24 protein-coding genes and 1 tRNA gene are annotated in these 21,813 nt (G+C 73.3%); 14 read left to right on the top strand and 11 right to left on the bottom strand.

Annotated elements, in window-relative coordinates; all coding sequences use genetic code 11:
• Positions 1-313: 313 nt before the first annotated feature.
• Complete coding sequence (locus H0H10_RS00825) at positions 314-979, top strand: O-methyltransferase (RefSeq protein ID WP_188178828.1); 666 nt, start codon at positions 314-316, stop codon at positions 977-979.
• A 10-nt stretch (positions 980-989) separates the two neighbouring features.
• Here H0H10_RS00825 and H0H10_RS00820 read toward each other — a convergent pair whose 3' ends face one another.
• Positions 990-1,382: an FHA domain-containing protein gene (locus H0H10_RS00820; protein WP_188178827.1), complete on the bottom strand. Its 393-nt coding sequence runs from the start codon at positions 1,380-1,382 to the stop codon at positions 990-992.
• A 79-nt stretch (positions 1,383-1,461) separates the two neighbouring features.
• Here H0H10_RS00820 and H0H10_RS00815 point away from each other — a divergent pair, with 79 nt between their 5' ends.
• Positions 1,462-1,863 carry a DnaJ family domain-containing protein gene (locus H0H10_RS00815; protein ID WP_188178826.1) on the top strand — a complete coding sequence of 134 codons (402 nt, stop codon included), beginning with the start codon at positions 1,462-1,464 and terminating at the stop codon, positions 1,861-1,863.
• Positions 1,864-1,870: 7 nt separating this feature from the next.
• Here H0H10_RS00815 and H0H10_RS41040 read toward each other — a convergent pair whose 3' ends face one another.
• Together H0H10_RS41040 and H0H10_RS00805 are read right to left on the bottom strand one after the other, a co-directional pair.
• Positions 1,871-2,281, bottom strand: coding sequence for a hypothetical protein (locus H0H10_RS41040; protein ID WP_188178825.1), 411 nt, complete (start codon positions 2,279-2,281; stop codon positions 1,871-1,873).
• Between the two features lie 5 nt (positions 2,282-2,286).
• Positions 2,287-2,931 (bottom strand): hypothetical protein, encoded by a 645-nt coding sequence (locus H0H10_RS00805; RefSeq protein ID WP_188178824.1) that lies wholly within the window; start codon positions 2,929-2,931, stop codon positions 2,287-2,289.
• Positions 2,932-3,043: 112 nt separating this feature from the next.
• On the opposite strand from H0H10_RS00805, the gene H0H10_RS00800 reads away from it, so the two are divergent.
• Positions 3,044-3,535 (top strand): GNAT family N-acetyltransferase, encoded by a 492-nt coding sequence (locus H0H10_RS00800; RefSeq protein WP_188178823.1) that lies wholly within the window; start codon positions 3,044-3,046, stop codon positions 3,533-3,535.
• On the opposite strand, the gene H0H10_RS00795 is transcribed toward H0H10_RS00800, so the two are convergent.
• Positions 3,528-5,576: an MDR family MFS transporter gene (locus tag H0H10_RS00795; RefSeq protein WP_188178822.1), complete on the bottom strand. Its 2,049-nt coding sequence runs from the start codon at positions 5,574-5,576 to the stop codon at positions 3,528-3,530. The two genes, H0H10_RS00800 and H0H10_RS00795, sit on opposite strands and share 8 nt — an antisense overlap.
• Before the next feature lie 172 nt (positions 5,577-5,748).
• On the opposite strand from H0H10_RS00795, the gene H0H10_RS00790 reads away from it, so the two are divergent.
• Positions 5,749-6,837, top strand: coding sequence for a peptidoglycan-binding protein (locus H0H10_RS00790; protein ID WP_309141697.1), 1,089 nt, complete (start codon positions 5,749-5,751; stop codon positions 6,835-6,837).
• 26 nt (positions 6,838-6,863) lie between these two features.
• On the opposite strand, the gene H0H10_RS00785 is transcribed toward H0H10_RS00790, so the two are convergent.
• Together H0H10_RS00785 and H0H10_RS00780 are read right to left on the bottom strand one after the other, a co-directional pair.
• Positions 6,864-7,526, bottom strand: coding sequence for an HAD family hydrolase (locus H0H10_RS00785; protein WP_188178820.1), 663 nt, complete (start codon positions 7,524-7,526; stop codon positions 6,864-6,866).
• Between the two features lie 274 nt (positions 7,527-7,800).
• Positions 7,801-8,382, bottom strand: coding sequence for a TMEM165/GDT1 family protein (locus H0H10_RS00780; RefSeq protein ID WP_188178819.1), 582 nt, complete (start codon positions 8,380-8,382; stop codon positions 7,801-7,803).
• 427 nt (positions 8,383-8,809) lie between these two features.
• On the opposite strand from H0H10_RS00780, the gene H0H10_RS00775 reads away from it, so the two are divergent.
• From H0H10_RS00775 to H0H10_RS00760, 4 genes are all read left to right on the top strand, one after another.
• Positions 8,810-9,451, top strand: a complete 642-nt coding sequence (locus tag H0H10_RS00775) for an HNH endonuclease family protein (protein WP_188178818.1) — start codon at positions 8,810-8,812, stop codon at positions 9,449-9,451.
• An 80-nt stretch (positions 9,452-9,531) separates the two neighbouring features.
• Entirely contained in the window at positions 9,532-11,169 is a 1,638-nt protein-coding gene (locus tag H0H10_RS00770; protein WP_188178817.1) for an alkaline phosphatase D family protein, read from the top strand.
• Positions 11,170-11,349: 180 nt separating this feature from the next.
• The gene (locus tag H0H10_RS00765) at positions 11,350-12,345 is read left to right on the top strand and encodes an SDR family NAD(P)-dependent oxidoreductase (protein WP_188178816.1); all 996 of its coding nucleotides are present in this window, start codon (positions 11,350-11,352) and stop codon (positions 12,343-12,345) included.
• Positions 12,345-13,751 (top strand): LVIVD repeat-containing protein, encoded by a 1,407-nt coding sequence (locus H0H10_RS00760; RefSeq protein WP_223179179.1) that lies wholly within the window; start codon positions 12,345-12,347, stop codon positions 13,749-13,751. The genes H0H10_RS00765 and H0H10_RS00760 overlap by 1 nt, the downstream gene beginning before the upstream one ends.
• Before the next feature lie 230 nt (positions 13,752-13,981).
• On the opposite strand, the gene H0H10_RS00755 is transcribed toward H0H10_RS00760, so the two are convergent.
• On the bottom strand, positions 13,982-14,617 hold the full coding sequence (locus H0H10_RS00755) for a TetR/AcrR family transcriptional regulator (RefSeq protein ID WP_223179178.1): 636 nt from the start codon (positions 14,615-14,617) through the stop codon (positions 13,982-13,984).
• Positions 14,618-14,858: 241 nt separating this feature from the next.
• Between H0H10_RS00755 and H0H10_RS00750 the strand changes: the two genes are divergently transcribed.
• Positions 14,859-15,308 carry a DoxX family protein gene (locus tag H0H10_RS00750; protein WP_188178814.1) on the top strand — a complete coding sequence of 150 codons (450 nt, stop codon included), beginning with the start codon at positions 14,859-14,861 and terminating at the stop codon, positions 15,306-15,308.
• A gap of 202 nt (positions 15,309-15,510) precedes the next feature.
• Positions 15,511-16,158 carry a DedA family protein gene (locus tag H0H10_RS00745; RefSeq protein ID WP_188178813.1) on the top strand — a complete coding sequence of 216 codons (648 nt, stop codon included), beginning with the start codon at positions 15,511-15,513 and terminating at the stop codon, positions 16,156-16,158.
• A 67-nt stretch (positions 16,159-16,225) separates the two neighbouring features.
• Here H0H10_RS00745 and H0H10_RS00740 read toward each other — a convergent pair whose 3' ends face one another.
• A complete protein-coding gene (locus H0H10_RS00740) occupies positions 16,226-16,459 on the bottom strand; it encodes a DUF2277 domain-containing protein (protein ID WP_188178812.1) in 234 nt (77 codons plus the stop codon).
• Between the two features lie 105 nt (positions 16,460-16,564).
• Here H0H10_RS00740 and H0H10_RS00735 point away from each other — a divergent pair, with 105 nt between their 5' ends.
• The gene (locus tag H0H10_RS00735; RefSeq protein WP_188178811.1) at positions 16,565-16,933 is read left to right on the top strand and encodes a DUF8825 domain-containing protein; all 369 of its coding nucleotides are present in this window, start codon (positions 16,565-16,567) and stop codon (positions 16,931-16,933) included.
• A gap of 92 nt (positions 16,934-17,025) precedes the next feature.
• On the opposite strand, the gene H0H10_RS00730 is transcribed toward H0H10_RS00735, so the two are convergent.
• Positions 17,026-17,100: transfer RNA gene (locus H0H10_RS00730), tRNA-Val, on the bottom strand.
• Between the two features lie 240 nt (positions 17,101-17,340).
• Between H0H10_RS00730 and H0H10_RS00725 the strand changes: the two genes are divergently transcribed.
• From H0H10_RS00725 to H0H10_RS00715, 3 genes are all read left to right on the top strand, one after another.
• Positions 17,341-18,111 carry a DUF4097 family beta strand repeat-containing protein gene (locus tag H0H10_RS00725; RefSeq protein WP_188178810.1) on the top strand — a complete coding sequence of 257 codons (771 nt, stop codon included), beginning with the start codon at positions 17,341-17,343 and terminating at the stop codon, positions 18,109-18,111.
• Between the two features lie 71 nt (positions 18,112-18,182).
• Positions 18,183-19,592 (top strand): coiled-coil domain-containing protein, encoded by a 1,410-nt coding sequence (locus tag H0H10_RS00720; protein WP_188178809.1) that lies wholly within the window; start codon positions 18,183-18,185, stop codon positions 19,590-19,592.
• A 61-nt stretch (positions 19,593-19,653) separates the two neighbouring features.
• Positions 19,654-19,878, top strand: coding sequence for an FmdB family zinc ribbon protein (locus H0H10_RS00715; protein ID WP_188178808.1), 225 nt, complete (start codon positions 19,654-19,656; stop codon positions 19,876-19,878).
• Between the two features lie 41 nt (positions 19,879-19,919).
• On the opposite strand, the gene H0H10_RS00710 is transcribed toward H0H10_RS00715, so the two are convergent.
• Positions 19,920-20,564 carry a response regulator transcription factor gene (locus H0H10_RS00710; RefSeq protein ID WP_188178807.1) on the bottom strand — a complete coding sequence of 215 codons (645 nt, stop codon included), beginning with the start codon at positions 20,562-20,564 and terminating at the stop codon, positions 19,920-19,922.
• Positions 20,555-21,697, bottom strand: coding sequence for a sensor histidine kinase (locus tag H0H10_RS00705; protein ID WP_188178806.1), 1,143 nt, complete (start codon positions 21,695-21,697; stop codon positions 20,555-20,557). The genes H0H10_RS00710 and H0H10_RS00705 overlap by 10 nt, the downstream gene beginning before the upstream one ends.
• Positions 21,698-21,813: the final 116 nt, after the last annotated feature.

Below are 21,813 nucleotides of genomic sequence, written 5' to 3'. Positions count from 1 at the left end.
GGAGGTACCCCCAGGGCGGCACGGGTGGGCGCTGGGGGTACCCCCTCTGGGGGAGGCACCCCGCCAGCGCCGGGCCACGCGACCCACCCCCGGCCCGCACCCGCGCCGGGTGACCACCCAAACGCCGGACCCCCTAACCGCGGGCGGCCGGGCCGCCATAGCTAAACGCCAGGCCGGCCCACAAGCCCCCCGCACCCCCAATCGGCTGAAACACGCTCACAGGAACCCCCTGACACAACACCTCCGCGCGACTATGTTCGTTAGTGCACCTACTTAGAAAAGCTAACTAGTCATACGAGAGGCACAGCCGGGTATGAGCGAGCTCTGGAACGACGTCGACGACTACTTCACCACCCACCTCGCCCCCGACGACGACGTCCTCGAGGCCGCCCTCCGCGACAGCGAAGCCGCCCAGCTGCCGCAGGTGAACGTCACGGCCAGCCAGGGCAAACTCCTCCAGCTCCTCGCCCAGATCCAGGGCGCCCGGCACATCCTGGAGATCGGCACCCTCGGCGGCTACAGCACCATCTGGCTGGCCCGCGCCCTCCCGCCCGAGGGCCGCCTGGTCACCCTGGAGTACAGCGCCCGGCACGCCGAGGTCGCCACCCGCAACATCTCCCGCGCCGGCCTGGACCACCTCGTCGACGTGCGCGTGGGCCCCGCGCTGGAGTCACTGCCCGGGCTCGCCGACGAGAATCCGCCGCCCTTCGACCTGGTCTTCATCGACGCCGACAAGGGCAACAACGCCCACTACCTCGAATGGGCCCTGAAACTGACCAGCACCGGCAGCCTGATCATCATCGACAACGTCGTCCGCGGCGGCCGCGTGGCCGACGCCGACAGCACCGCCGACGACGTACGCGGCACCCGCGCCGCCATCGAGATGATCGGCAGCCACCCGAGGCTGAGCGGCACCGCGATCCAGACGGTCGGCACCAAGGGGTACGACGGCTTCGCGCTGGCGCGGGTGCTGGCCTGAGCGCCGTGCCTCAGACCTCGTGGTAGAAGCCGACGTTCACGCTGCGCGGCCCCGTACGGTCCTGGACCACGACCTCGCCGCTGCCGCCCCTCGGCAGCGGCACCGTGCCGCCGTAGACGACCGGCTGGACGTGCTCGCCGACGGTCAGCCGGACCTCGGAGGACGGGTCGGGCTGCGAGCCCCGCAGCCAGGTCAGCTGCCAGGTGCCGTCGGGCCCGCACCGGAACTCCAGGTGCACCCGGGAGACGAACAGCCAGTCCTCCGGCGTCGACAGCCGGCACACGGACCTGTCCCGGCCCACCCGCAGCACCGCCCCGGGCTCGCTGGGCGCGTCGGCCATCTGCATGCCGGCCGTGGCGCCCGCGTCCGCCGCGGTGACGGCGGCCATGGTGAGTTCGAGCACGTGCGCTCCTCCTGAGACGTCCGTCATTGCCGCCGCATGATAGATCGGCCACTCGTGTGGTGTCCGGCACAATGGGGTCATGACCGAGCGAAAGCCACCCGGCGTCGACTTCGAGTCCTGGGTCGACAAGCAGATCCGTGATGCCGAGGCACGCGGCGAGTTCGACCGGCTGCCGGGAGCGGGGAAGCCGCTCCCGAGTGACGTGGACGCCACCTACGACGAGCTGTGGTGGGTCAAGCGGAAGATGGCCCGCGAGGGCTTCTCCGTCCTGCCGCCCACGCTGGCGCTGCGCAAGGAGGCGGAGGACGCGCTGGAGGCGGCGGCGAACGCTCCGTCGGAGCGGGTCGTGCGGCGGATCGTCGAGGAGATCAACGTCAAGATCCGCGACGTCATGTTCAAGCCGCCGCCCGGCCCTCCGCTGGGTCTGAAGCCGTACGACGTCGAGGAGGTCGTACGGCAGTGGCGGGCGGCGCGGCAGTAGCCGCCGCTCAGAGGTGCATCAGGCGGTCCGCCAGCTCACGGTAGTCCCGCAGGGCCAGGCGGAGCCGTTCGGTGTCGGTCTCCTCGCTCTCCTGCCAGGAGCCGCGCAGGGTGCGGCGGCGCTGGGTGACGGCGTCCGTGATGCGGGTGGTGACCTCCTCCAGGACGTGGTCGGCCTCCTCCACGGCGGCCCGCGGGCCGTCGACGAATCCGGCGACCGCGTGCTGCAGCCGCTGCTCGAACCTGTCGGACTCCTCGCGCGGGACGAGCCCGCCGTCGCGGGCGGTGTCCGCCTGCGCGGGGGCCGGTTCCGCGCCGCTCCCCCGGCTGGTCCCCAGTGCCGTCTCTCCGCGCGCGTCGGGTGCCTGCCCGTCTCGTTCGCCGGGCGCGCCGCCTGTCGGCGGGGTCGTGTCGGACATGTGCCTCAGCCCTCCTTCGGCTGCCGCTTGCCGAACGACCACGGGTGGTGACCCCTGGCCGGTGCCCGGCCGCCGCCGTCCGCGCCGCGCTCGTGCCGGGGCGGACGTACCAGGTCCTCGAACAGGGCGCGGGCCTCGACCATGGACTCGCGCATCTCCTCCGTGCCCGCGCCTGCGCCCTGACCCCCGTCCGTGTGCGCCGCGCGGTGCACGCGCCGGTAGCCGTCGACGTGGCGGGCGTGGTGCACGGACAGCGCGTCGAGCTGCTCCTCGTACCGCCCTCCGTCGGGGAAGCCCCGGGCGCCGGCCAGCTCGGCGAGCAGCCGGTCCGCCTCGCTGACCGCCTCCCGCGGGGAGTCGACGAAGCGTTCCTGGGCGGCGGTCCAGCGTGCCTCGAACCGCTCGCGCTCGGCCGGTTCCAGCGGCCTCTCGTGCAGTGATCCGTGCCGCTCCACGCGCTGGGCGAGCTCGCGCTCGGCGGCCTTGGTGTCGCCGTCGTGCCGGGCGACGGCCCGGTCGTACTCGGGCCCGAAGCGCCGCTTCAGGTTTCCGCCGTGCCGCGTGCCACGGGCACGCAGGGCGAGGACGGCCGCGACGACCAGCAGGAGCGCCACGATCACGATCAGAGCGATGATCAGGCCAGTGGACATTGGGTGCCTTCATTTCCGGTAATCGGCGCAACCGGCCTTCCCGTCGGGCCGGTTCACGGTTCGAGTACCCCCGAAGTCCCCGTCAAACGGGCCGTTACCGACAATGCCTGTCATGACCTGGACCATCGCTGCGGAACCGTACGACTCCCCCGTCGCCGCCGCCCTGTGGCGGGCGTACTACACGGAGGTCAGCGACCGCTGGTACCTGCTGCACGAGGGGCGGCCGACCGACCCGGAGGAACTGGAGCGGGAGATCGCCGCTCAGCCGGGCGCCCACCTCGCCCCGCCCCGGGGCCGGCTGCTGGTCGCACGGTACGGCGGCGAGCCGGCCGGCACCGCGGGCGTACGGCTGCTGGACGACTCCACGGCCGAGCTGACCCGGGTCTTCCTGCACCGGGAGATGCGCGGCCGGGGCGGTGCCGCGCTGCTGGTGCGGGCGGCCGAGGAGGCGGCACGGGAGCTCGGGGCCGGGCGGATGGTGCTGGACACCCGCGGCGACCTCGTCGAGGCCCGCGCCCTGTACGCGCGCCTCGGCTACGAGGAGACCGAGCCGTACAACACCGGACCGTACGCCGAGCACTGGTTCGGCAAGCGGCTCAGCTGACCCGCGTCACCGCCCGTTCGTCGTGCGGGCGCTCCCGCTCCGAACCGCACAGCTCGCCGGTCAGCTCCTTCACCAGCTGCTCCAGGTCGGTCGGGCGGTCCGGCCCCCACCAGTCCCCGAGGAGCCGGGCCAGGGAGTCCTCCCGGGCCGCCGCCAGCCGCTCGGCCGCCTCGCGTCCGTGGTCGGTCAGGACGAGGTCGAGGCCCTCACGGACGGCCAGGTGCCGGATCTCCGCCTGGCGGGCGGCCTCCATGACGACGGTCAGCGGGACCGGGCTGCGGTCGGCGAGGACGGCCGGCTCCACCCGGCCGTACTTCCTGATCCGCAGCAGCAGCCAGCTCGTCGCGGGCTGGAGGTCGTAGCCCGCCCGTTCGGTGATCGTCCGGTAGATCTCCCGGCGGCCCTCGCGGGTGCCGAGGACCGACAGCGCGCGGCACACCTCGTCGTGGCTGGACCGCTCCACCGGGTTACTGGCGAACGTCTCGGCGCCGTCGGGCGCGGTGACCGAGCCGCGCAGCCGGTCCTCCTTGAGGAACCAGGCCAGTACGAAGCCGAGCAGGGCGACGGGGGCGGCGTACAGGAAGACGTCCGTGATGGCGGTGGCGTAGGCGTGCAGGGCCTCCGGGCGCAGCCCGGGCGGCAGGGCGGCGATGCCGCGCGGGTCGGACGCCAGCGTGTCCACGGAGACACCGGGCGGCAGCGGGACGCCCCGGAAGGCGTCGGCGAGCAGGCCGCCGAGCCGGTTCGCGAAGACGGCGCCGAAGACGGCGACGCCGAAGGCCGCGCCGATGGAGCGGAAGAACGTGGCGCCGGAGGTGGCGACGCCCAGGTCCTCGTACGGCACGGCGTTCTGCACGATGAGGACGAGGACCTGCATCACCAGTCCGAGTCCGAGGCCGAAGACGAAGAAGAAGGCGCTGGTCTCGGCGGTCGGGCTGTTCTCGTCGAGCTGGTGGAGCAGGAGCAGGCCGAGGGTGGTGACGGCGGTGCCGGCGACCGGGAACACCTTCCAGCGGCCGGTGCGGCTGACGATCTGCCCGGAGACGGTGGAGGACAGCAGTACGCCGATCACCATCGGCAGCATGTGCACACCGGACATGGTCGGGCTGACGCCCTGCACCACCTGCAGGAAGGTGGGCAGGTAGGTCAGCGCGCCGAACATGGCGAAGCCGACGACGAGGCTGATGACCGCGGAGAGGGTGAAGGTGCGGACGCGGAACAGCTTCAGCGGGATGACGGGTTCGGCGGCCCGGCGTTCGACGGCCACGAACGCGACGGCCAGCACGACGCCCAGGACGGCCAGGCCGATGATCTGCGGAGAGCCCCAGGCCCAGGTCGTCCCGCCGAGCGAGGCGACCAGCACCAGACAGGTGGCGACGGACGCGATCAGCAGGGTGCCGAGGTAGTCGATGACGTGCCGGGTGGCACGGTGCGGGATGTGCAGGACGGCCGCGATCACGGCGAGCGCGACGACGCCGAGGGGCAGGTTGATGTAGAAGACCCAGCGCCAGCTCAGATGGTCGGTGAACACGCCGCCGAGCAGGGGTCCGAGCACGCTGGTCGCGCCGAAGACCGCGCCGAACAGTCCCTGGTAGCGGCCGCGTTCACGGGGTGGGACCAGGTCGCCGACGATCGCCGTCGACAGCACCATCAGGCCGCCGCCGCCCAGTCCCTGCAGCGCGCGGAAGGCGATCAGCTCGGGCATGCTCTGTGCCAGGCCGCACAGCGCGGAGCCGACCAGGAAGATCGCGATCGCGCCCTGGAACAGCTTCTTGCGCCCGTACTGGTCGCCGAGCTTGCCCCACAGCGGCGTCGCGGCGGTCGCGGCCAGCAGGTACGCGGTGACCACCCAGGACAGGTGCTCCAGGCCGCCCAGATCGCTGACGATGGTGGGCAGCGCCGTCGACACGATGGTCTGGTCGAGGGCCGCGAGCAGCATGCCGAGGAGCAGGGCCCCGATCGAGACCATGACACCGCCGGGGACGTGCTCCGGGGCTGCGGGCCGCACCGCGTCCGACGCTTCGCGTACATCTGGGGCCATCGAGACCTCCCACGGCTGTCGTCACACGTTCCATCCTGGTTGGTGTGACCGGTTATGGCCTGTTCAGTCCTGCTGGAAGCCGGTGTTCCGGGGGCAAGCGCGCGCAAGTGTGGAGAAGATCTGCATAATCTCTGAAGTTCGCGAGGGGAGTCGCGAGGGGAGGGACGAACGCGTGGAACAGCGGAACGGGTCGCAGGAGGCCCCGGGTCATCCGTGCCCGGAGTGCGGGGCGCCCCGGCGGCCGGACAACACCCCGTCCTGCGCCTGCGGTCCGCGGGCGTCCGACGCCCTGCGCGACGCGCGTACGGCACAGGCGGCCGCGGCCGAGGACTTCGACCCGCTGCGGATCAGGCCGTACGTGGAGCTGGACGGGTCCGGCGAGGGCGCGGGCCCCGCGTCCGCCCCGACGCCGTCGGCGGCGCAGGATCCGGACGCCACCATGTCCCTGCGTGCCGTCGGCGACCGTCCGGCCGGCACGGAGGCGGGCACGGAGGCGACCTCCGTGCTGCCCACGCCCCTGGCGCCCCCGGCCGGTGCGCCCAGCGACCACGACCTGCGCCTGTTCGAGACCGCGGCGGCGCCCGCCGGGTCCGGCCCGGACGACACGCCCGCGGGGCCCGAGCCGCGCGGGCGGCGCCGGGGGATGCTGCTCGGCGTCGCCGGGGCGGTCGTCATGGTGCTGGGGGCGGCCGGTTATGCGAGCGGCCTGTTCTCCTACGAGGCGCCGTCGCGGGACGGGGCCCTGCCGGACGAGGTCCGGGCGAGCGTTCCGGACCCGTCGACCGGCGCCGCGTCGCAGTCCCCGGCGCCGAGCACCACCGCCACCCGCCCGGCGTCCGCCTCGCCGTCCGCGTCGGTTTCCGCGTCCGCCAGTGCGAGCCCGTCGCCCTCACCGTCCCCGTCGGCGTCGAGCGCCTCGCCGACCCGGACGTCCTCGCGCCCGGCGGAGCCGACGCCGAGCGCGTCGAGCACGCCCGCCGGTGACACGGCCACGGAGTCCCGGGACGACGACCACGACCACGACCAGGGCGGCGGCGGGGGCGGGCTGCGCAGGGGCGACCGGGGCCCCGAGGTCACCGAGCTCCAGCAGCGGCTCCAGCAGCTGTACCTCTACACGGGTGACGCCAACGGTGTCTACAACCGCCAGGTCGAGGACGCCGTCCGCACCTACCAGTGGGCGCGCGGCATCCGCTCCGACGAACTCGGCGTGTACGGGCCGGACACCCGGCGGATGCTGGAGACGGAGACCAGGGAGCCCTGACGGCCGGCCCGGGGCCGGCCCGGCGGTCAGCCGACGTGCAGCCGGAGCGTGCCATCGGCGACGGGCTCGACGCGCACCTGGGTCAGGTCCCGGACGAGCGCGTCGGGCCGGTGGACGCCGGCCCGCGGGCCGACCCCGACGACCCGCATCCCGGCGGCGCGTGCGGCCGTGATGCCGGCGCCGGAGTCCTCGAAGGCGATGCAGTCGGCGGGGGCGATGCCCAGTTCGGCGGCGCCCTTGAGGAAGCCCTCGGGGTCGGGCTTGCTGGCGCCGACGGACTCGGCGGTGACCCGGACGTCCGGCAGCTCCAGCCCGGCGGCGGCCATCCGGGCGGTGGACAGCGCGACGTCGGCGGAGGTCACGAGGGCGTGCGGCAGGCCGCGCAGCGAGGCGAGGAACTCCGGCGCCCCGGGGATGGCGACGACGCCGTCGGTGTCGGCGGTCTCCTCGGCGAGCATGCGCGCGTTGTCGGCGTGGTTCTGCTCCATGGGCCGGTCGGGCAGCAGCAGTGCCATCGAGGCGTAGCCCTGGCGGCCGTGGACGACCTTCATGACCTCGTCGCCGTCCAGGCCGTGCCGGTCGGCCCAGCGCCGCCAGACGCGCTCGACGGCGGCGTCGGAGTTGACGAGGGTGCCGTCCATGTCCAGCAGCAGGGCACGGGCGGGGAGAACGGTGGTGGTGGCCGTCATCGGCAGACTCCAAGGCGCGGGGCGGGGGGCGCAGGGGTGTGTCCCCGGATACAAGGCGGCCCCGCCCGCCGGTCAGGGAAAGCGGGCGGGAGCCACTTTGTTCCTCCACGGTACAAAACGCGGCGGGCGTCGCGCCACCGGCTCGGCCGATCACCCGCCCACCACCGGGTCCACCGGCCCGCCCCGACCGCGCTCACCACCGGGTCCACCGGCCCGCCCCGACCGCACTCACCACCCGGCCGCCGGCCCGCCCCGACCACGCTCACCTCCCGGTTCACCCGGCCACGGCCTCCCACAGGCTCCATACGCCGAGCCCGAGCATCAGCAGCGCCGCGACCTTGGTGATCAGACTCAGCGGAACCCGCTTCATCAGGGCCTTTCCGCCGACGATGCCGAGTCCGGCCACCGCCCACAGGGCGAGGACCGCACCCAGGCCGACGGAGAGCGGGTCGTCGTAACGGGCCGCGAGGTTCGCCGTCATGATCTGGGTCAGGTCGCCGAACTCGGCGACCAGGATGAGCATGAAGCCCGCTCCGCTGACCTTCCAGAAGGACTGGTTCTCCGGCTTGCGGATCTCCTCCTCGTCCTCGTCCTTCTTCAGCAGCAGCATCGCGGCGCCGCCCAGGAACAGCACACCCGTCAGCGCGTGCACGATCTGCTGCGGCAGCAGGGTGAGCACGCTGCCGGCCGCGACGGCGAGCGCGACGTGCAGCGCGAACGCGGCGGCGACACCGGCGAAGACGTACGAGGCGCGGTAGCGGGTGCCGAGGACGAGGCCGGCGAGCGCGGTCTTGTCCGGCAGTTCGGCGAGGAAGACGACGCCGAAGACGAGCGCCGTCACGGTCAAACTGATCAAGGGGTCCTCAATCGGTCGGGGCCGCCCCGCCGAGAGTGCTGGTCCTGCACGCAAGACACCTCGGCACGGCAGCACACGGATCGCCCCCGCCGTACGGCGCGGGCATGCACTGCTTGCCGAAGGTCTCGCTGGCCGACCCCGTCCCACGAGGTCCGCCTCCGGGCGCCGGCTCAGACGAGCTGAGCAGTATGTCGACGGTCCGGCGAAGAGCTACTCCCCTTCTGCGCCGTCCATACTACGCGAGCGCCGGAGCGGCCTTCGAGGGACGAACGTCACATCACGCCCCCGGAAGTCCTGCCGCACCCATAGACGTGCCATGCACACGTCACTAACTTCTTACCAGCCGCACATCTGTGCGCCATGCGGCATGGCGAGCATTCCCTCGCTCGCACCCCAACACCCCCACACCACAAGGGAGTTCGTTCGCATGTCCAAATTCTACGCGCGTCGACTCGGTCTCCTGGCCGCCTTTACCGGGCTCATGGCGTCCCTCGGCCTCGTCAACGGCCCGTCCGCCTCCGCCGCCCTCCCCACCCCGGTCAGCGCCACCACCGCCCGCAGCTACCTCGCCTCCCTCACCGTGGCGAGCGAGGACCGCACCGGCTACAACCGCGACCTGTTCCCGCACTGGATCACCGTCAGCGGCACCTGCAACACCCGCGAGACGGTCCTCAAGCGCGACGGCTCGAACGTCGTCACCGACTCCTCCTGCGCCGCGACCAGCGGCAGCTGGTACTCCCCCTACGACGGCGCCACCTGGTCCGCCGCCTCCGACGTCGACATCGACCACCTCGTCCCGCTCGCCGAGGCCTGGGACTCCGGCGCCGACAGCTGGACCACCTCCCGCCGCCAGGCCTTCGCCAACGACCTGACCCGCCCGCAGCTCCTCGCGGTCACCGACAACGTCAACCAGGCCAAGGGCGACCAGGACCCGGCCACCTGGATGCCCTCGCGCACCGCCTACCGCTGCACGTACGTGCGCGCCTGGGTGCAGGTGAAGTACTACTACGGCCTGTCCGTCGACTCCGCCGAGAAGTCCGCGCTGCAGAGCCACCTCGCGAGCTGCTGAGTCCCCCGCCGATCGGCGCGGAACCTCCCCGCCGGCCTCCGTCGTTCCGTACCGTACGGGGCGACGGAGGAGGGGAACACATGGCCGGACTGCGCCTGGGGCCACTGCTGAGATACACCGACGGCTCGTCCGCGACCGTCTGGGTCGAGGCGAGCCGGCCGTGCACCGCCGAGGTGCGCTGCGCGGACGGCGCCCACGGCACGGCCCGCACGTTCCAGATCGCCGGGCACCACTACGCCCTGGTCCAGGTGACCGGCCTCACCCCCGGCACGGCGACGGAGTACGAGGTGTTCCTCGACGGCACCCCGGTGTGGCCGCAGGCCGGCTCCGGCTTCCCGCCCTCGGTGATCCGCACGCCGGGCGAGGACGACGACGGCCTGCGCGTCGCCTTCGGCTCCTGCCGCTGGACCGCTCCGCCGGCCGGCGGGAAGGACCCGGTGGGCCCGGACGCGCTGGACTCCCTGGCCGCCCGCATCGCGGCCGATCCCGGGGGCGAGCGGCCCGACGTGCTGCTGCTGCTCGGCGACCAGGTGTACGCCGACGAGGTCTCCGAGGCCACCCGCCGCTGGCTCGCGGCCCGCCGCGATCTGGGCGACCCGCCGGGCGACCAGGTCGCGGACTACGAGGAGTACACCCACCTCTACTACGAATCGTGGCTCGACCCGGAGGTGCGCTGGCTGCTGTCCACCGTGCCCAGCTGCATGATCTTCGACGACCACGACGTCATCGACGACTGGAACACCTCCGCCGCCTGGCTCGCCGACATGCGGGCCACCGACTGGTGGCGCGAGCGGGTGCTGAGCGGACTGATGTCGTACTGGGTGCACCAGCAGCTGGGCAACCTCTCCCCGGCCGAGCTGGACGCCGACCCGCTCTACGCGGCCGTGCGCGCGACCGCCGACGGCACCGACGCGCTGCGCGCCTTCGCCGCCCGGGCCGACGCCGATCCCTCCTCCGTCCGCTGGAGCTACCGGCGCGACTTCGGCCGCGTACGGCTGCTGATGGTGGACACCCGCGCCGCCCGCGTCCTCGACGAAAACCACCGCGCGATGCTCGACCCGGGCGAGGCGGCATGGCTGCGCGAGCAGGCGCTGGACGGGCCGGGCACCTGCGACCACCTCCTCATCGGCTCCTCCCTGCCCTGGCTGCTGCCCCACCTGGTGCACGACGTGGAGGCGTGGAACGCCGCCCTGTGCCGGGGCGAGCGGGGCGAGCGCTGGGCCCGGCTCGGGGAGAGGCTGCGCCGCGCCGCCGACCTGGAGCACTGGTCGGCCTTCCCCTCCTCCTTCGACGAGCTGACCGGACTGATCGCCGAGGCGGGTACGGGCCCGGGGGCGCCCGCGACGGTGAGCGTGCTGTCGGGGGACGTGCACCACGCCTACGTGGCCGAGCCGTCCTGGCAGGGACGCGGGCCCGACGCCCGGGTGGCGCAGCTGACCTGCTCCCCCGTCCACAACTCCGTCCCCCTGTCGATGCGCCTGGGCTTCCGCTTCGGCTGGAGCGCCCCGGCGCGTGCCCTCGGGCGGCGCTTCACCCGGCACGGGCGCAACGGGCGTCCGGCGGTCTCCTGGCGCAGGACCGGCGGCCCGTGGTTCGGCAACCAGCTCATGACGCTGACCCTGCGCGGGCGCTCGGCACGGCTGCGCCTGGAGCGGGCGCGGACGGGCCGCGACGGGCGGACGAGCCTGCTCACGGTCGCGGAGCGCGATCTCACCTAGGGCGGCCCAGGACATGGCACGGGCCGCTCCGGAGGAAGCCGGAGCGGCCGCCTCAGAACACCATCGCTTGTAAACACGAATGAATACTCGTAATCTGCTGCCCAAGAAACACGAATCTTTATTCGTAAATACGCCGTGGGCCGTACCGTGCCGCGCGGCAGTGATGACGAGGCGGATGCCATGACCGAAGCAAGGCAGCACCACGCCCCCTCAGCCCCCGACACCGGCTCGGCGCCCGATACCGGTGCGATCTCCGACACCGGAGCGGCGCCCGTCGGACGACGGACCGCGCTGCTCGGCGCCGCCGGACTGACCGCGGCGGCCGCGATGGCCGCCGGCGCACCCGGTGCCGCCGCGGCGGCACCGGCGAACGAACGCGGCACCGATCGCGGCGGCCGTTACCGCGGCAAGACAGTGATCATCACCGGGGCCACCTCGGGAATCGGCCGCGCCGCCGCCGTGGCGTTCGCCGCGGAAGGCGCCCGGGTCGGCTTCTGCGGCCGGCGGGAGCGGCTCGGCAAGGAGGTGGAGCGGGAGATCCGCGACGCCGGCGGTGAAGCCACCTACATCCGGGCCGACGTACGCGATCCCGCCCAGATCGAGTCGTTCGTCGACAGGGTCGCCCACCGGTACGGCGGACTCGACATCGCCCTCAACAACGCCGGGGTGCAGCACATCCGCACCCTCGCCGAGACGACGGTCCAGCAGTGGGACGACACCTTCGCCACCAACACCCGCGGTGTCTTCCTCGCCATCAAGCACGAGGCCCGCCACATGGTGGCCGCCGGGCGGAAGGGCGTCATCCTGGTGACGGGCTCCTCCAACGAGTTCGCCACGCGTCCCCGGATCGGCGCCTACTCCGCGAGCAAGGGCGGCCTCACCGGACTGGTGCGCTGCGCCGCCATCGAGTACGGCGAGCACGGCATCCGCGTGGTGGCGCTCTCCCCCGGCACCACGGACACGGCCATCCTGGAGGCCCACCGGGAGCCGGGCACGACGGACGCCGCCTGGGAGGCCGCGAAGGCCGAGTTCGGCAGGACCCAGGTGGACGGTCTGCGGCGCATCGCCACGCCCCGCGAGATGGCGACGGCGGCGCTCGCCCTCGCCTCCGACGACATGAGCTTCCAGACCGGCACGTCCGTGCTGGTCGACGGCGGCGCACTGGCGGGGCTGTGATGGGTGAGCGCGCACTCTCCCGGCGCCGCGCCTTACAGGCGTCGCTCGCCGTGGGCGCGGGAGCCGCTGCCGCCGCCCGGGCCTCGGCACCGGCGGCCGCGGACGAGGAGGCCGGGCACGCGCGGCCCGACGGGTCCTACGCCCGCAACACCGAACTCGTGGGATTCACCGACATGGACCGCCGGCCCGCGCTGAAGATGGCCGTCCGCGAGGTGGCCGGGCGCTGGTACCTGTACACCGGGCACCAGCAGCACGGCGGCTGGAGCATCGTCGACGTCACCGACCCCGCACGGCCCCGGATGGTGCGGTTCATCAAGGGCCCGGCCCACACGCTGACCCTTCAGATGGACCTGCACGGCGACACCATGGTGACCGCGCTGGAGAAGATCTTCCCCGAGGAGGCCGACCCCGATCCCGGTGCCCCCTACGAGGAGGGCGTGCTGATCTGGGACATCGCCGACCCCGTACGACCGCGCAGGCTCGGGCACTTCCGGACCGGCGGCACCGGCACGCACCGCAACCTGTACCCCGGCGGACGGTATGTGCACCTGGCCGCCGGCATGCCGGGCCACCAGGGCAACATCTACGTGATCCTCGACATCGCGGACCGCTCCCGGCCGCGCGAGGCGGGCCGCTGGTGGGTGCCCGGACAGCGCGAGGACGAGGCGGCCCTCCGGGACGGGGACACCGCGTGGCGGCCGGGGCACCCGGCGGGTTGCTGCGCCGCGCCCGCGAGCGTCTCGCTGCACGGGCCGCCGTATCCGACGCGCGACGGACTGGTGTACCTGCCCTACGGCGGCGCCGGACTGATCGTGCTCGACATCTCGGACGTGTCCCGGCCCAGGCCCGTCGGCAGGCTCTCGTTCAGCCCTCCCTTCCACGACCACCTGGGAGTGCACGGGGTGCTCCCCGTCCCCGAGCGCGGTATCGCGTTCGCCAACTCCGAGAACATCACCTACGGCGAGGGCCCCGCCCACCACGCCTCGATCGTCGACATCTCGGACCCCCGCAAGCCGTATCTGCTCTCGCTGTTCCCCGAGCCCGTGCCACCGCCCGGCGCTCCGTACGAGGACTTCACCACGCGGGGCGGCTGGCGCGGACCGCACAACATCAACCACCACCAGCACCACCCCGCGGTACGCAGACAGGACGGCCTGTTCTACATCGCCCACTTCAACGCGGGGCTGCGGATCTACGACGTGTCCAACAAGCGGCTGCCCCGCGAGGTCGGCTTCTACATGCCGCCCGACCCCAAGGAGCGGCTGGGCATGCTGCCCGTGGGGGACCTGGTGCTGCAGACGGACGACGTCGTGGTCGACCGGCGCGGCTTCATCTACATCTCGCACAAGAACGACGGCGTGTACATCGTCCGCTACACCGGTCCGGTCCCGAAGGAGGACCGGTGACGAACCCGACGACGGGGAAGCTCGCCCTGTGACGCTCTGAGCGGCGTTCTCGGAGCCCGGCCGCCGACGCGCGAACGGGCAACGGGCAGGGGCGTTCGGTCCGCCGTACGGTGCGGTGGCCGGGCGCCCCTCAGGCCCGCCGGGCGCCCCTCTGGCCCGCCGGGCGCCCCTCAGGCCCGCCGGGCGCCCCTCTGGCCCGCCGGGCGCCCCTCAGGTACGCCGGGCGACCCTCAGGCCCGCCCGGCCCCGGTGCGGCCGAGCACCGGAGCGAGATATCCGCGCAGCGCCTTCTTCAACTCGCCCGTCATGGCTTCCCGTTCGACGCCTTCCGCGGCTACGACCAGCGGGACCATCGCGGAGAACAGCTGGATGGCGACCCTGGCGGTCCGCAGCCGCTCCGCTTCCGGCAGCCCGGGCGCCCGGGTCGTGAAGAGGGCGTCGATCCGCTGCATGAAGGCCTCGTTGACGGGGCGAGCGGCGTCGGCGAGGCCCGCCGGCATGTCCGTTCGCGCGAACAGCGCCTTGAACCCCGGGTTGGCGAGATTGAAGGCGATCAGCGGGTCGACGACACGGTCCAGGAGGTCGTCGAGGTCCAGCGTCGCCGGATCGACCGAGCCGAAGGCCGCGCCGTGGGCGGTGCGCAGCTGTATGACGAACCGGTCGGCCAGCGCCTGCGCGATGGCTTCCTTGTTCGGGAAGAACTGATAGAGCGACCCGGGCGAGATGCCCGCCTCCGCGGCGATCGCGATGGTGGTGGCCTTCTCGTAGCCGCTGCGGGCGAACACCGTGGCCGCGGCGTCGAGGATCTGCGCCATGCGCTGCTCGCCGCGCGCCTGCCGCCGCCGTACCCGTACGTCACCCGCCATGCGCTCCTCTTCCTCCCGCCCTGCCGCCGTGCCGGGCGGGGGCCGCACCCCCGGCGGCTCACTCACGATAACGGCCGGATCGGCCGGTAGGGATACGCGCCCGGAAACGGAAGCAGGAAGACAAGCCATGGCCAAATGTTGAACTTGCAAGCATTGCTTAGGGTCCCCTAACGTGGGCTCCCCACTCGGTTCCGTCCCCACCGGCCCCAGTGGCCGGCCAGACCGAAGGAGCACCCCCCACATGACCGAACGCCTCAACAGCGCCCAGCCCTACGCCCTCGGCCTCTTCCGCATGGTCGTCGGCCTGCTCTTCGCCTGCCACGGCGCCGCTTCGCTCTTCGGCGTCCTCGGTGGTGCGGCGGGCGGCGGCACCGTCGACGCGGGCACCTGGCCCGGCTGGTACGCGGCCGTGATCCAGCTGGTCGGCGGCGGACTCGTCCTGCTGGGCCTCGGCACCCGCGCCGCGGCGGTCGTCGCCTCGGGCTCGATGGCCTACGCGTACTTCAAGGTCCACCAGCCCACCGCCCTGTGGCCGATGGAGAACGGCGGCGAGGCGGCGGCCATGTTCTGCTGGGCCTTCCTGCTGCTGGCCTTCACCGGGTCCGGCGCCTTCGGCCTCGACCGGCTGATCGCCAGGCGCACGCCCGCGCAGCGGGAGCCGGCCGCGGAGCAGACGCCGATAGCGGCCTGAACCGCCGCGGCAGCGGTGCCCTTCCCGGCGGGGAGGGCACCGCTGCCGCCCTTTCGTGAACGCTCCGTGCCGAACACACGAGCCCCCTGTGAACCCTCTGTCACACCCCGGGCGTACGCTGTATGGCTGTCATCGGCCGCCCCTGCCGTTCCCCGCTCGTCGCGGCATGGTCTGGCCCACGGGGGAGTAACGGGGAGTTGTGGTGGTCGAAGGTCTCGGGAGTATCGCGTCGCTGGTCAGCAGCCCATGGATCTATGTGCTGGTGGCCGTCTCGGTGCTCCTCGACGTGTTCCTGCCGGTGCTGCCGAGCGGTGTCCTGGTGATCACGGCCGCCACGGCGGCGGCCGCGGGCTCGGGCGCGGCGGCGGCCGGACGGGTCCCGCACGACGTCCCCGACATCCTGGTACTGACGCTCTGCGCGGCGACCGCCTCGGTACTCGGCGACCTGGTGGTCTACCGCCTCGCCTGGCGCGGCGGGGCGCGTCTGGACCGCGCGATCGCCCGTTCCCGGCGGCTGACCACGGCGCAGGAACGTCTCGGCGGAGCCCTGGCCCGCGGCGGCGGCGCCCGCGGCGCCCTCGTCGTCCTGGCCCGCTTCGCCCCCGCCGGCCGCTCGGTCGTCTCCCTCGTCGCCGGCACCGCCCACCGCCGGATCCGCGAGTTCCTCCCCTGGTCGGCGCTCGCCGGACTGGCCTGGGCCGCCTACAGCGTGGCCCTCGGCTACTTCGGCGGCCAGTGGCTGGGCGCGACCTGGCTGGCGACGGCGGTTTCGGTGGCGGCACTGTTCGGCGCGGGCGCGGCGGCGGCGTACCTGATGCGCCGGCAGCCGCAGACGACCGAGGCGCCGTAGGGCGCCAGGCTCCGTAGCGGCACCGCACCCCATGCCCGGGGTGGGGTGCGTCACCGCGGGAAGGGCGTCACCCCGCCCGCCGGGCGCCGGCGCCTCCCCGCACCTCCAGGCCGTCCAGCAGTTCGGCCGTGGCCTCGGCGATCGCCTCCACGGCCCGTTCGAAGACCTCCCGGTTGTGCGCGGCCGGCGCGCGGAACCCGGAGACCTTGCGCACGTACTGCAGGGCGGCGGCCCTGATCTCCTCCTCGGTGGCCTCTTCGGCCAGCACGGGCGGACGTAGCGTCTTGATGCTGCGGCACATGCCCCCAGTCTCACAGCTCTCCGCCCGGGACCGGGAGGCCACCCGTTCGCGTGAACCACCGAAGGGAACGCGCGCCTCAAAATCGAACAGGCGTATCATTGAGCTGTGGCTACGACCTATGACTTTCCGAGTGACCTCCTCGCCGGTCAGGAGGAACTCCATCAGGTCCGGGCCGAGCTGTCGGCCCTGCTCAAGCGGCTCCCCTGGTCCGTCGAGCCGCTGGACGGATTCAGCGACGACAACGGCTGGCGCAAGGTCGAGCGCCCCGCCTCACCCGGCTGGTCGGCGGACGAACAGGCCGAGGTGGAGAAGCTGCGGCGCCGCGAACGCGAACTGGCCGTCTTCGTCAGCACCCACCGCTACTGGTCCGAGATCACCGGCCCCGACCGGGTCCGGGCGCGCACGGAACTGAAGCACGCCCACGAGCCCCCGCCCGGGGACGCCGGTGAGGCGGCGCCCGGCCAGGGCTCGTAGCGCCGGCGGCCGGCGTCCGGGCGGGACCCGCGCACGCAAGAGGCCCCCGGACGGTCTCCGGAGGCCTCTCACCCGGCGCGCGGCGCCGGTCCTGGTGGGCGCGGACGGTTTCGAACCGCCGACATCCTGCTTGTAAGGCAGGCGCTCTACCCCTGAGCTACGCACCCAGGACGAGTCGACAGCCTACATGGCCCCGGGCACTGTGCGGCAAACCCGTATCCCGGGCGGTCCGGTCCGCGGTTGCCCGCCCACCGGCCGGGGGTTAACCCCACCCCCGATCCGGGAGCGGCCCGGATCCCCGGGCAGGCCCCGCGACCGTACGGTCGAAGAGCCTGGTCGCGCGGGGTCCTTTCGAGAAGGAGCCCGCCGGCGCAGTGCCTCGTCGTCCGTCCCAGGGGGAGATCGTCATGGCCGCCCGTACCGTTCCCGCTCGCGTGCTCGCCGCCGTCGGCACCGTCGCCGTTCTCGTCGCGGGCCTCAGCGCCTGTGCCTCCGCGGAGGACGACAAGGACCCCGACCACCGGACCTTCGCCCTCCAGGGCGACACCCTCACCATCGACGCCGACGACTCCGCGCTGGAGATCGTCGCCGCCGACGGCAACCCGTCCGGCAAGGTCGAGGCGACCCGGTGGTTCAACGGCTCGGTCGCCATCGGCTCCGACCCCGAGGTGAGCTGGAGCATGGACGGCGACCGGCTGAAACTGCGTACGCACTGCTCCGGCGTGGTCGCCGACTGCGCCACCAAGCACCGTGTGGAGGTGCCGCGCGGTGTCGCCGTCAAGGTGGAGACCGACGACGGCAGCGTGCGGGCACAGGGCTTCCGGGACGCGCTGGAGATCCGTACGGCCGACGGGTCCGTGCGCGTCAGCGACTCCACCGGGCCGCTGACACTGCGCAGCGACGACGGATCGCTGCGCGCGGACGTCTCCTCGCGCCGGGTGGACGCGTCCACCCGGGACGGCTCGGTCCGCCTCCAACTCGGGGCCGTCCCGGACCTGGTGGAGACCCACAGCGACGACGGCTCCGTGAGCGTCGAACTGCCCCGGGCCACGTACAAGGTGTCCGCAGGGAGCGACGACGGATCGGTCGACGTGTCCGTGCCCCGGGACGACGCCAGCGCCCACGTGGTGACCGCACGGACCCAGGACGGCAAAGTCACCGTCCGAACGGCGAACTGACCGGCCCGTGTGTTCGTCCTTAACGGGTGGGAGAATGAACCCGGGCAGGACGGACGACACGGGAGAGGGATGTGACGGCGACACCATCGCAGCCGTACTCGCCGATGGTGCCGCGCGCGCACCGCCGCCTGCCGCACCGGTCCCGTCGCCCCCGCAGGCGGGGCGCGGCCCGTGACGCGCTCACGCTCGCGGGCCTGCCGCTGGTGGCCGTGCTCGCGCTGCCCGCCGCGTTCGCCGGGGGCGGCACCCGGCGCTGGTTCGGGGGGCGCGCCGAGAGCCAGCGGGCCGAGGCCCAGGCCGCCAAGGACGCTGCCGCGGCCGCCTTCTACGAACTCGACACCGCCCAGCGGGACCTGCGCATCTCCATCGAGACCATCACGGCCGTCGACGACTCGCCGGCCGCCCGCCGCGCGGTCGCCGACTTCGAGGCGCTCGGCCGGCGCATCGACGAGGCCAGTCACCAGTACATCCAGGCCGTCGACTCCCACGACCTCGACCGGGACGACCTGGAGGCGTCGGCCGCCTCCCGTGCCCGCGCCGAACTGACCGCCGCCAAGGAGGAACTGGGGCGGGTCAAGCGGGAGCTGGACCGCTTCACCGAAGGGCTCGGGCCGCTGATCGGCAAGGCCGAGACCCAGCTGGCCCGGCTCGCCCCCGCCGTGGAACGCGCCCGGCAGGCCCTGCTCGCCGCCTCCAACGCCCTGGACACCGCCCGCGGCTCCGGGCTGCGGGCGGACGACCTCGCCGCCCGTCTCGCCACCCTCGGGCCCGAACTGACGCGGCTGAACCAGGGCGCCGGACAGCACGGCGTGCCGCAGACCCTGGAGCGGGCCGAGCGGGTCACCCGGGAGGCCGAGGCGGTCCGCACCGAGGCCGAGCGGCTGCCCGAGCGGGCCGCCGAGATCGACCGCCGGCTGGTCTCCCTGCGCACCCGCGCCCAGGCGCTGACCACACGCGCCGGACAGGTCGAACCCGTGCTGAGCGAGCTGCGGCGGCGGTTCACGGCCAGTTGCTGGCAGGACCTCCAGCAGGTCCCGGAGCAGGCCGCCGAGTCGGTCCGGCAGGCCGAGCGGAAACTCGCCGAGGCGCAGGCCGCCCGGGACGAGCAGCGCTGGCCCGACGCCACCGCCCTGCTGTCGACGGTACGAGCCCTGCTGAACACGACCGACGAGGCCGTGTCCGCCGCCGGTGACCGGCTGCGGCAGCTGAACGCCGTGCAGAAGGACCCGCAGCGGGAGATCGAACGCACCCGGTTCGCGATCCGCGACGCCCAGCGGCTGGCCATGGCGGGCCGCAACACCCCCGACCCGCGCCACGCGCGCCCCCTGGACGACTCGGTGTCCCGGCTGGACCGGGCGGTCGCCTCGCTGGACGGCCGCCACCCCGACTACTGGCACTTCCTCACCGAGACCGACGCGGTCCGGCGGACGGTGGCCGGCGTGGTCGCCCGGATCCGCGAGGAACGCGGCGCCGGTCACTGACGGCGCAGGTGCGGCGCCGCTTGCCCTGCGACGGGGCCGGAGCGCCGGTTAACCTGTGCGCATGCCTCGCTACGAGTACCGCTGCCGGACCTGCGGCGACACCTTCGAAATGAGCCGTCCCATGGCCGAGTCCTCGGCCCCCGCCGCCTGCCCCGCGGGCCACGACGACACGGTGAAGCTCCTGTCGACGGTCGCCGTCGGCGGCTCGGCCTCCGCGCCGGCGCCGGCCCCCCGGTCGGGCGGCGGGGGCGGAGGCGGCTGCTGCGGCGGAGGCTGCTGCGGCTGACCCGCGCAGCTGTCACCGCCGCCGGGCTGTGCGGGCCGCCTTCAGCTCCCCAGATAGCGGAGCACCGCCAGCACCCTGCGTGAATAGCCCTCACCCCCGGTCAGTTCCAGCTTGTCGAAGATCGCGTTGATGTGCTTCTCGACGGCACTCTGCGAGATGTGCAGCCGTCGCGCGATCGCCGCGTTGGTGTGCCCCTGCGCCATCTCCGCGAGCACGTCCCGCTCCCGTGCGGTGAGCCGGGCGAGCGGGTCGGTGTGCGTCGTGCGCCCGAGCAGCTGGCGCACGACCTCCGGGTCGAAGGCGGCGCGCCCGCCGGCCACGCGCTCCAACGCGTCCAGGAACTCGTCGACCTGGACCACCCGGTCCTTGAGCAGATAGCCGACTCCTTCCGTCTCACCGGTCAGCAGCTCCGTCGCGTACCGCTTCTCCACGTACTGCGAGAGCACCAGCACGCCGGTCCCGGGCAGCCGTTCACGGATCTCCAGGGCCGCGCGCAGGCCCTCGTCCGTGTGCGTCGGCGGCATCCGGACGTCGACGACGACCACGTCCGGCGGGTCCTCGGCGACCGCCTTCAGCAACAGCTCGGCATTGCCGACGGCCGCGAGCACCTCGTGCCCTTCCTCCGCCAGCAGGCGCACGAGCCCCTCCCGCAGCAGGGTCGAGTCCTCGGCGAGCATCACCCGCACGGCAGCTCCGCGGCCACGAGCGTGGGGCCGCCCGGCGGGCTGGCCACACTGAGGCTGCCGTCGAGGGCGGCGACTCGCCGGGCGAGCCCGAACAGTCCGCTGCCGCCGGCGTCGGCCCCACCACGGCCGTCGTCCTGGACGCTCACATGCACCGTTTTCCCCTCCGATCTGACGACGACCCTTATCCGGCTCGGCGCCGCGTGTTTGACCGCGTTGGTGACCGCCTCGCAGACCACGAAGTAGGCGACGGTCGCAACGGCCCGCTCCGGTTCCTCGGCGACGTCGTACTCCACGGCGACCGGGACGGACGTCCGCTCGGCGACCGTCTCCAGCGCGGCGCGCAGGCCCGCCTCGTCCAGCGTGGTCGGGTAGACCCGCCAGGCCACCTCGCGCAGCTCGTCCAGGGCCCGGCGGCTCTCGTCGTGGGCCTGACGCAGCAGCCGGTCCCTGCGATCGGGATCCTGGCTGCGCCGGGCGCGGCCGAGCAGCATGCCGAGGGCGACCAGACGTTGCTGCACACCGTCGTGCAGGTCCCGCTCGATGCGGCGTCGTTCGTCGTTCACCGCGTCGACCACGGCGGCGCGGCTCGTGGACAGTTCGACGATCCGCCGCTCGAGCTGCTCCTGGTGGCGCGGGCCGAGCAGGCGTCCCGCCAGCTTCCCCTCCAGCTCGGCCACGGCGAGTATGCCCTGCACGGCGAGGAAGAGCAGGAACAGCCCGCCGAGGGACGTGTAGAGGACCGACGCGCTGTTCCGTACGTCGTCGACCAGCAGCCAGAGGTATGTCCAGGACGTGCCGTACCCGAGGCCGATCGCCGCCGACAGCATCACCACCGCGCCGAGGACACCGAGGGTCCAGCGGCAGGCCAGATATCCCAGGGCCTGCGTGTCCTCGTACACGGGCGAGGTGTGGACCCCCAGCCAGATCCGCAGCCGGGCCCGGTCCAGCTCCGCCAGTCTCCGTGCGCACACGAGGACCGGACGCAGTACGGCACGACGGCCGGCCGGCCAGGCGGCGACCGCCAGCAGGGCCAGCCCCGCCACGGCGGTGAAGAGCAGCTCGACGACGGCCGCGGCGGCCCCCCAGATCAGGCCCACCGCGCACCGCGCACCGCGCCGCACCATGTCTCGCATGATCGCGAGGCTAGTCGGGCGCGGCTGCGGCGCACACTGCGGAAAACCGCAATTCCCGGCTGTGGTCGACCACAACGGATCATGCGGTCTTCCTCAGCGTCCCTTCAGCTCCGGTT

The organism is Streptomyces griseicoloratus (assembly GCF_014534645.1).
Classification (GTDB): domain Bacteria; phylum Actinomycetota; class Actinomycetes; order Streptomycetales; family Streptomycetaceae; genus Streptomyces; species Streptomyces griseicoloratus.
The sequence above is the reverse complement of the archived record's forward strand: the minus strand, read 5'-3'. Positions and strand labels throughout refer to the sequence as shown.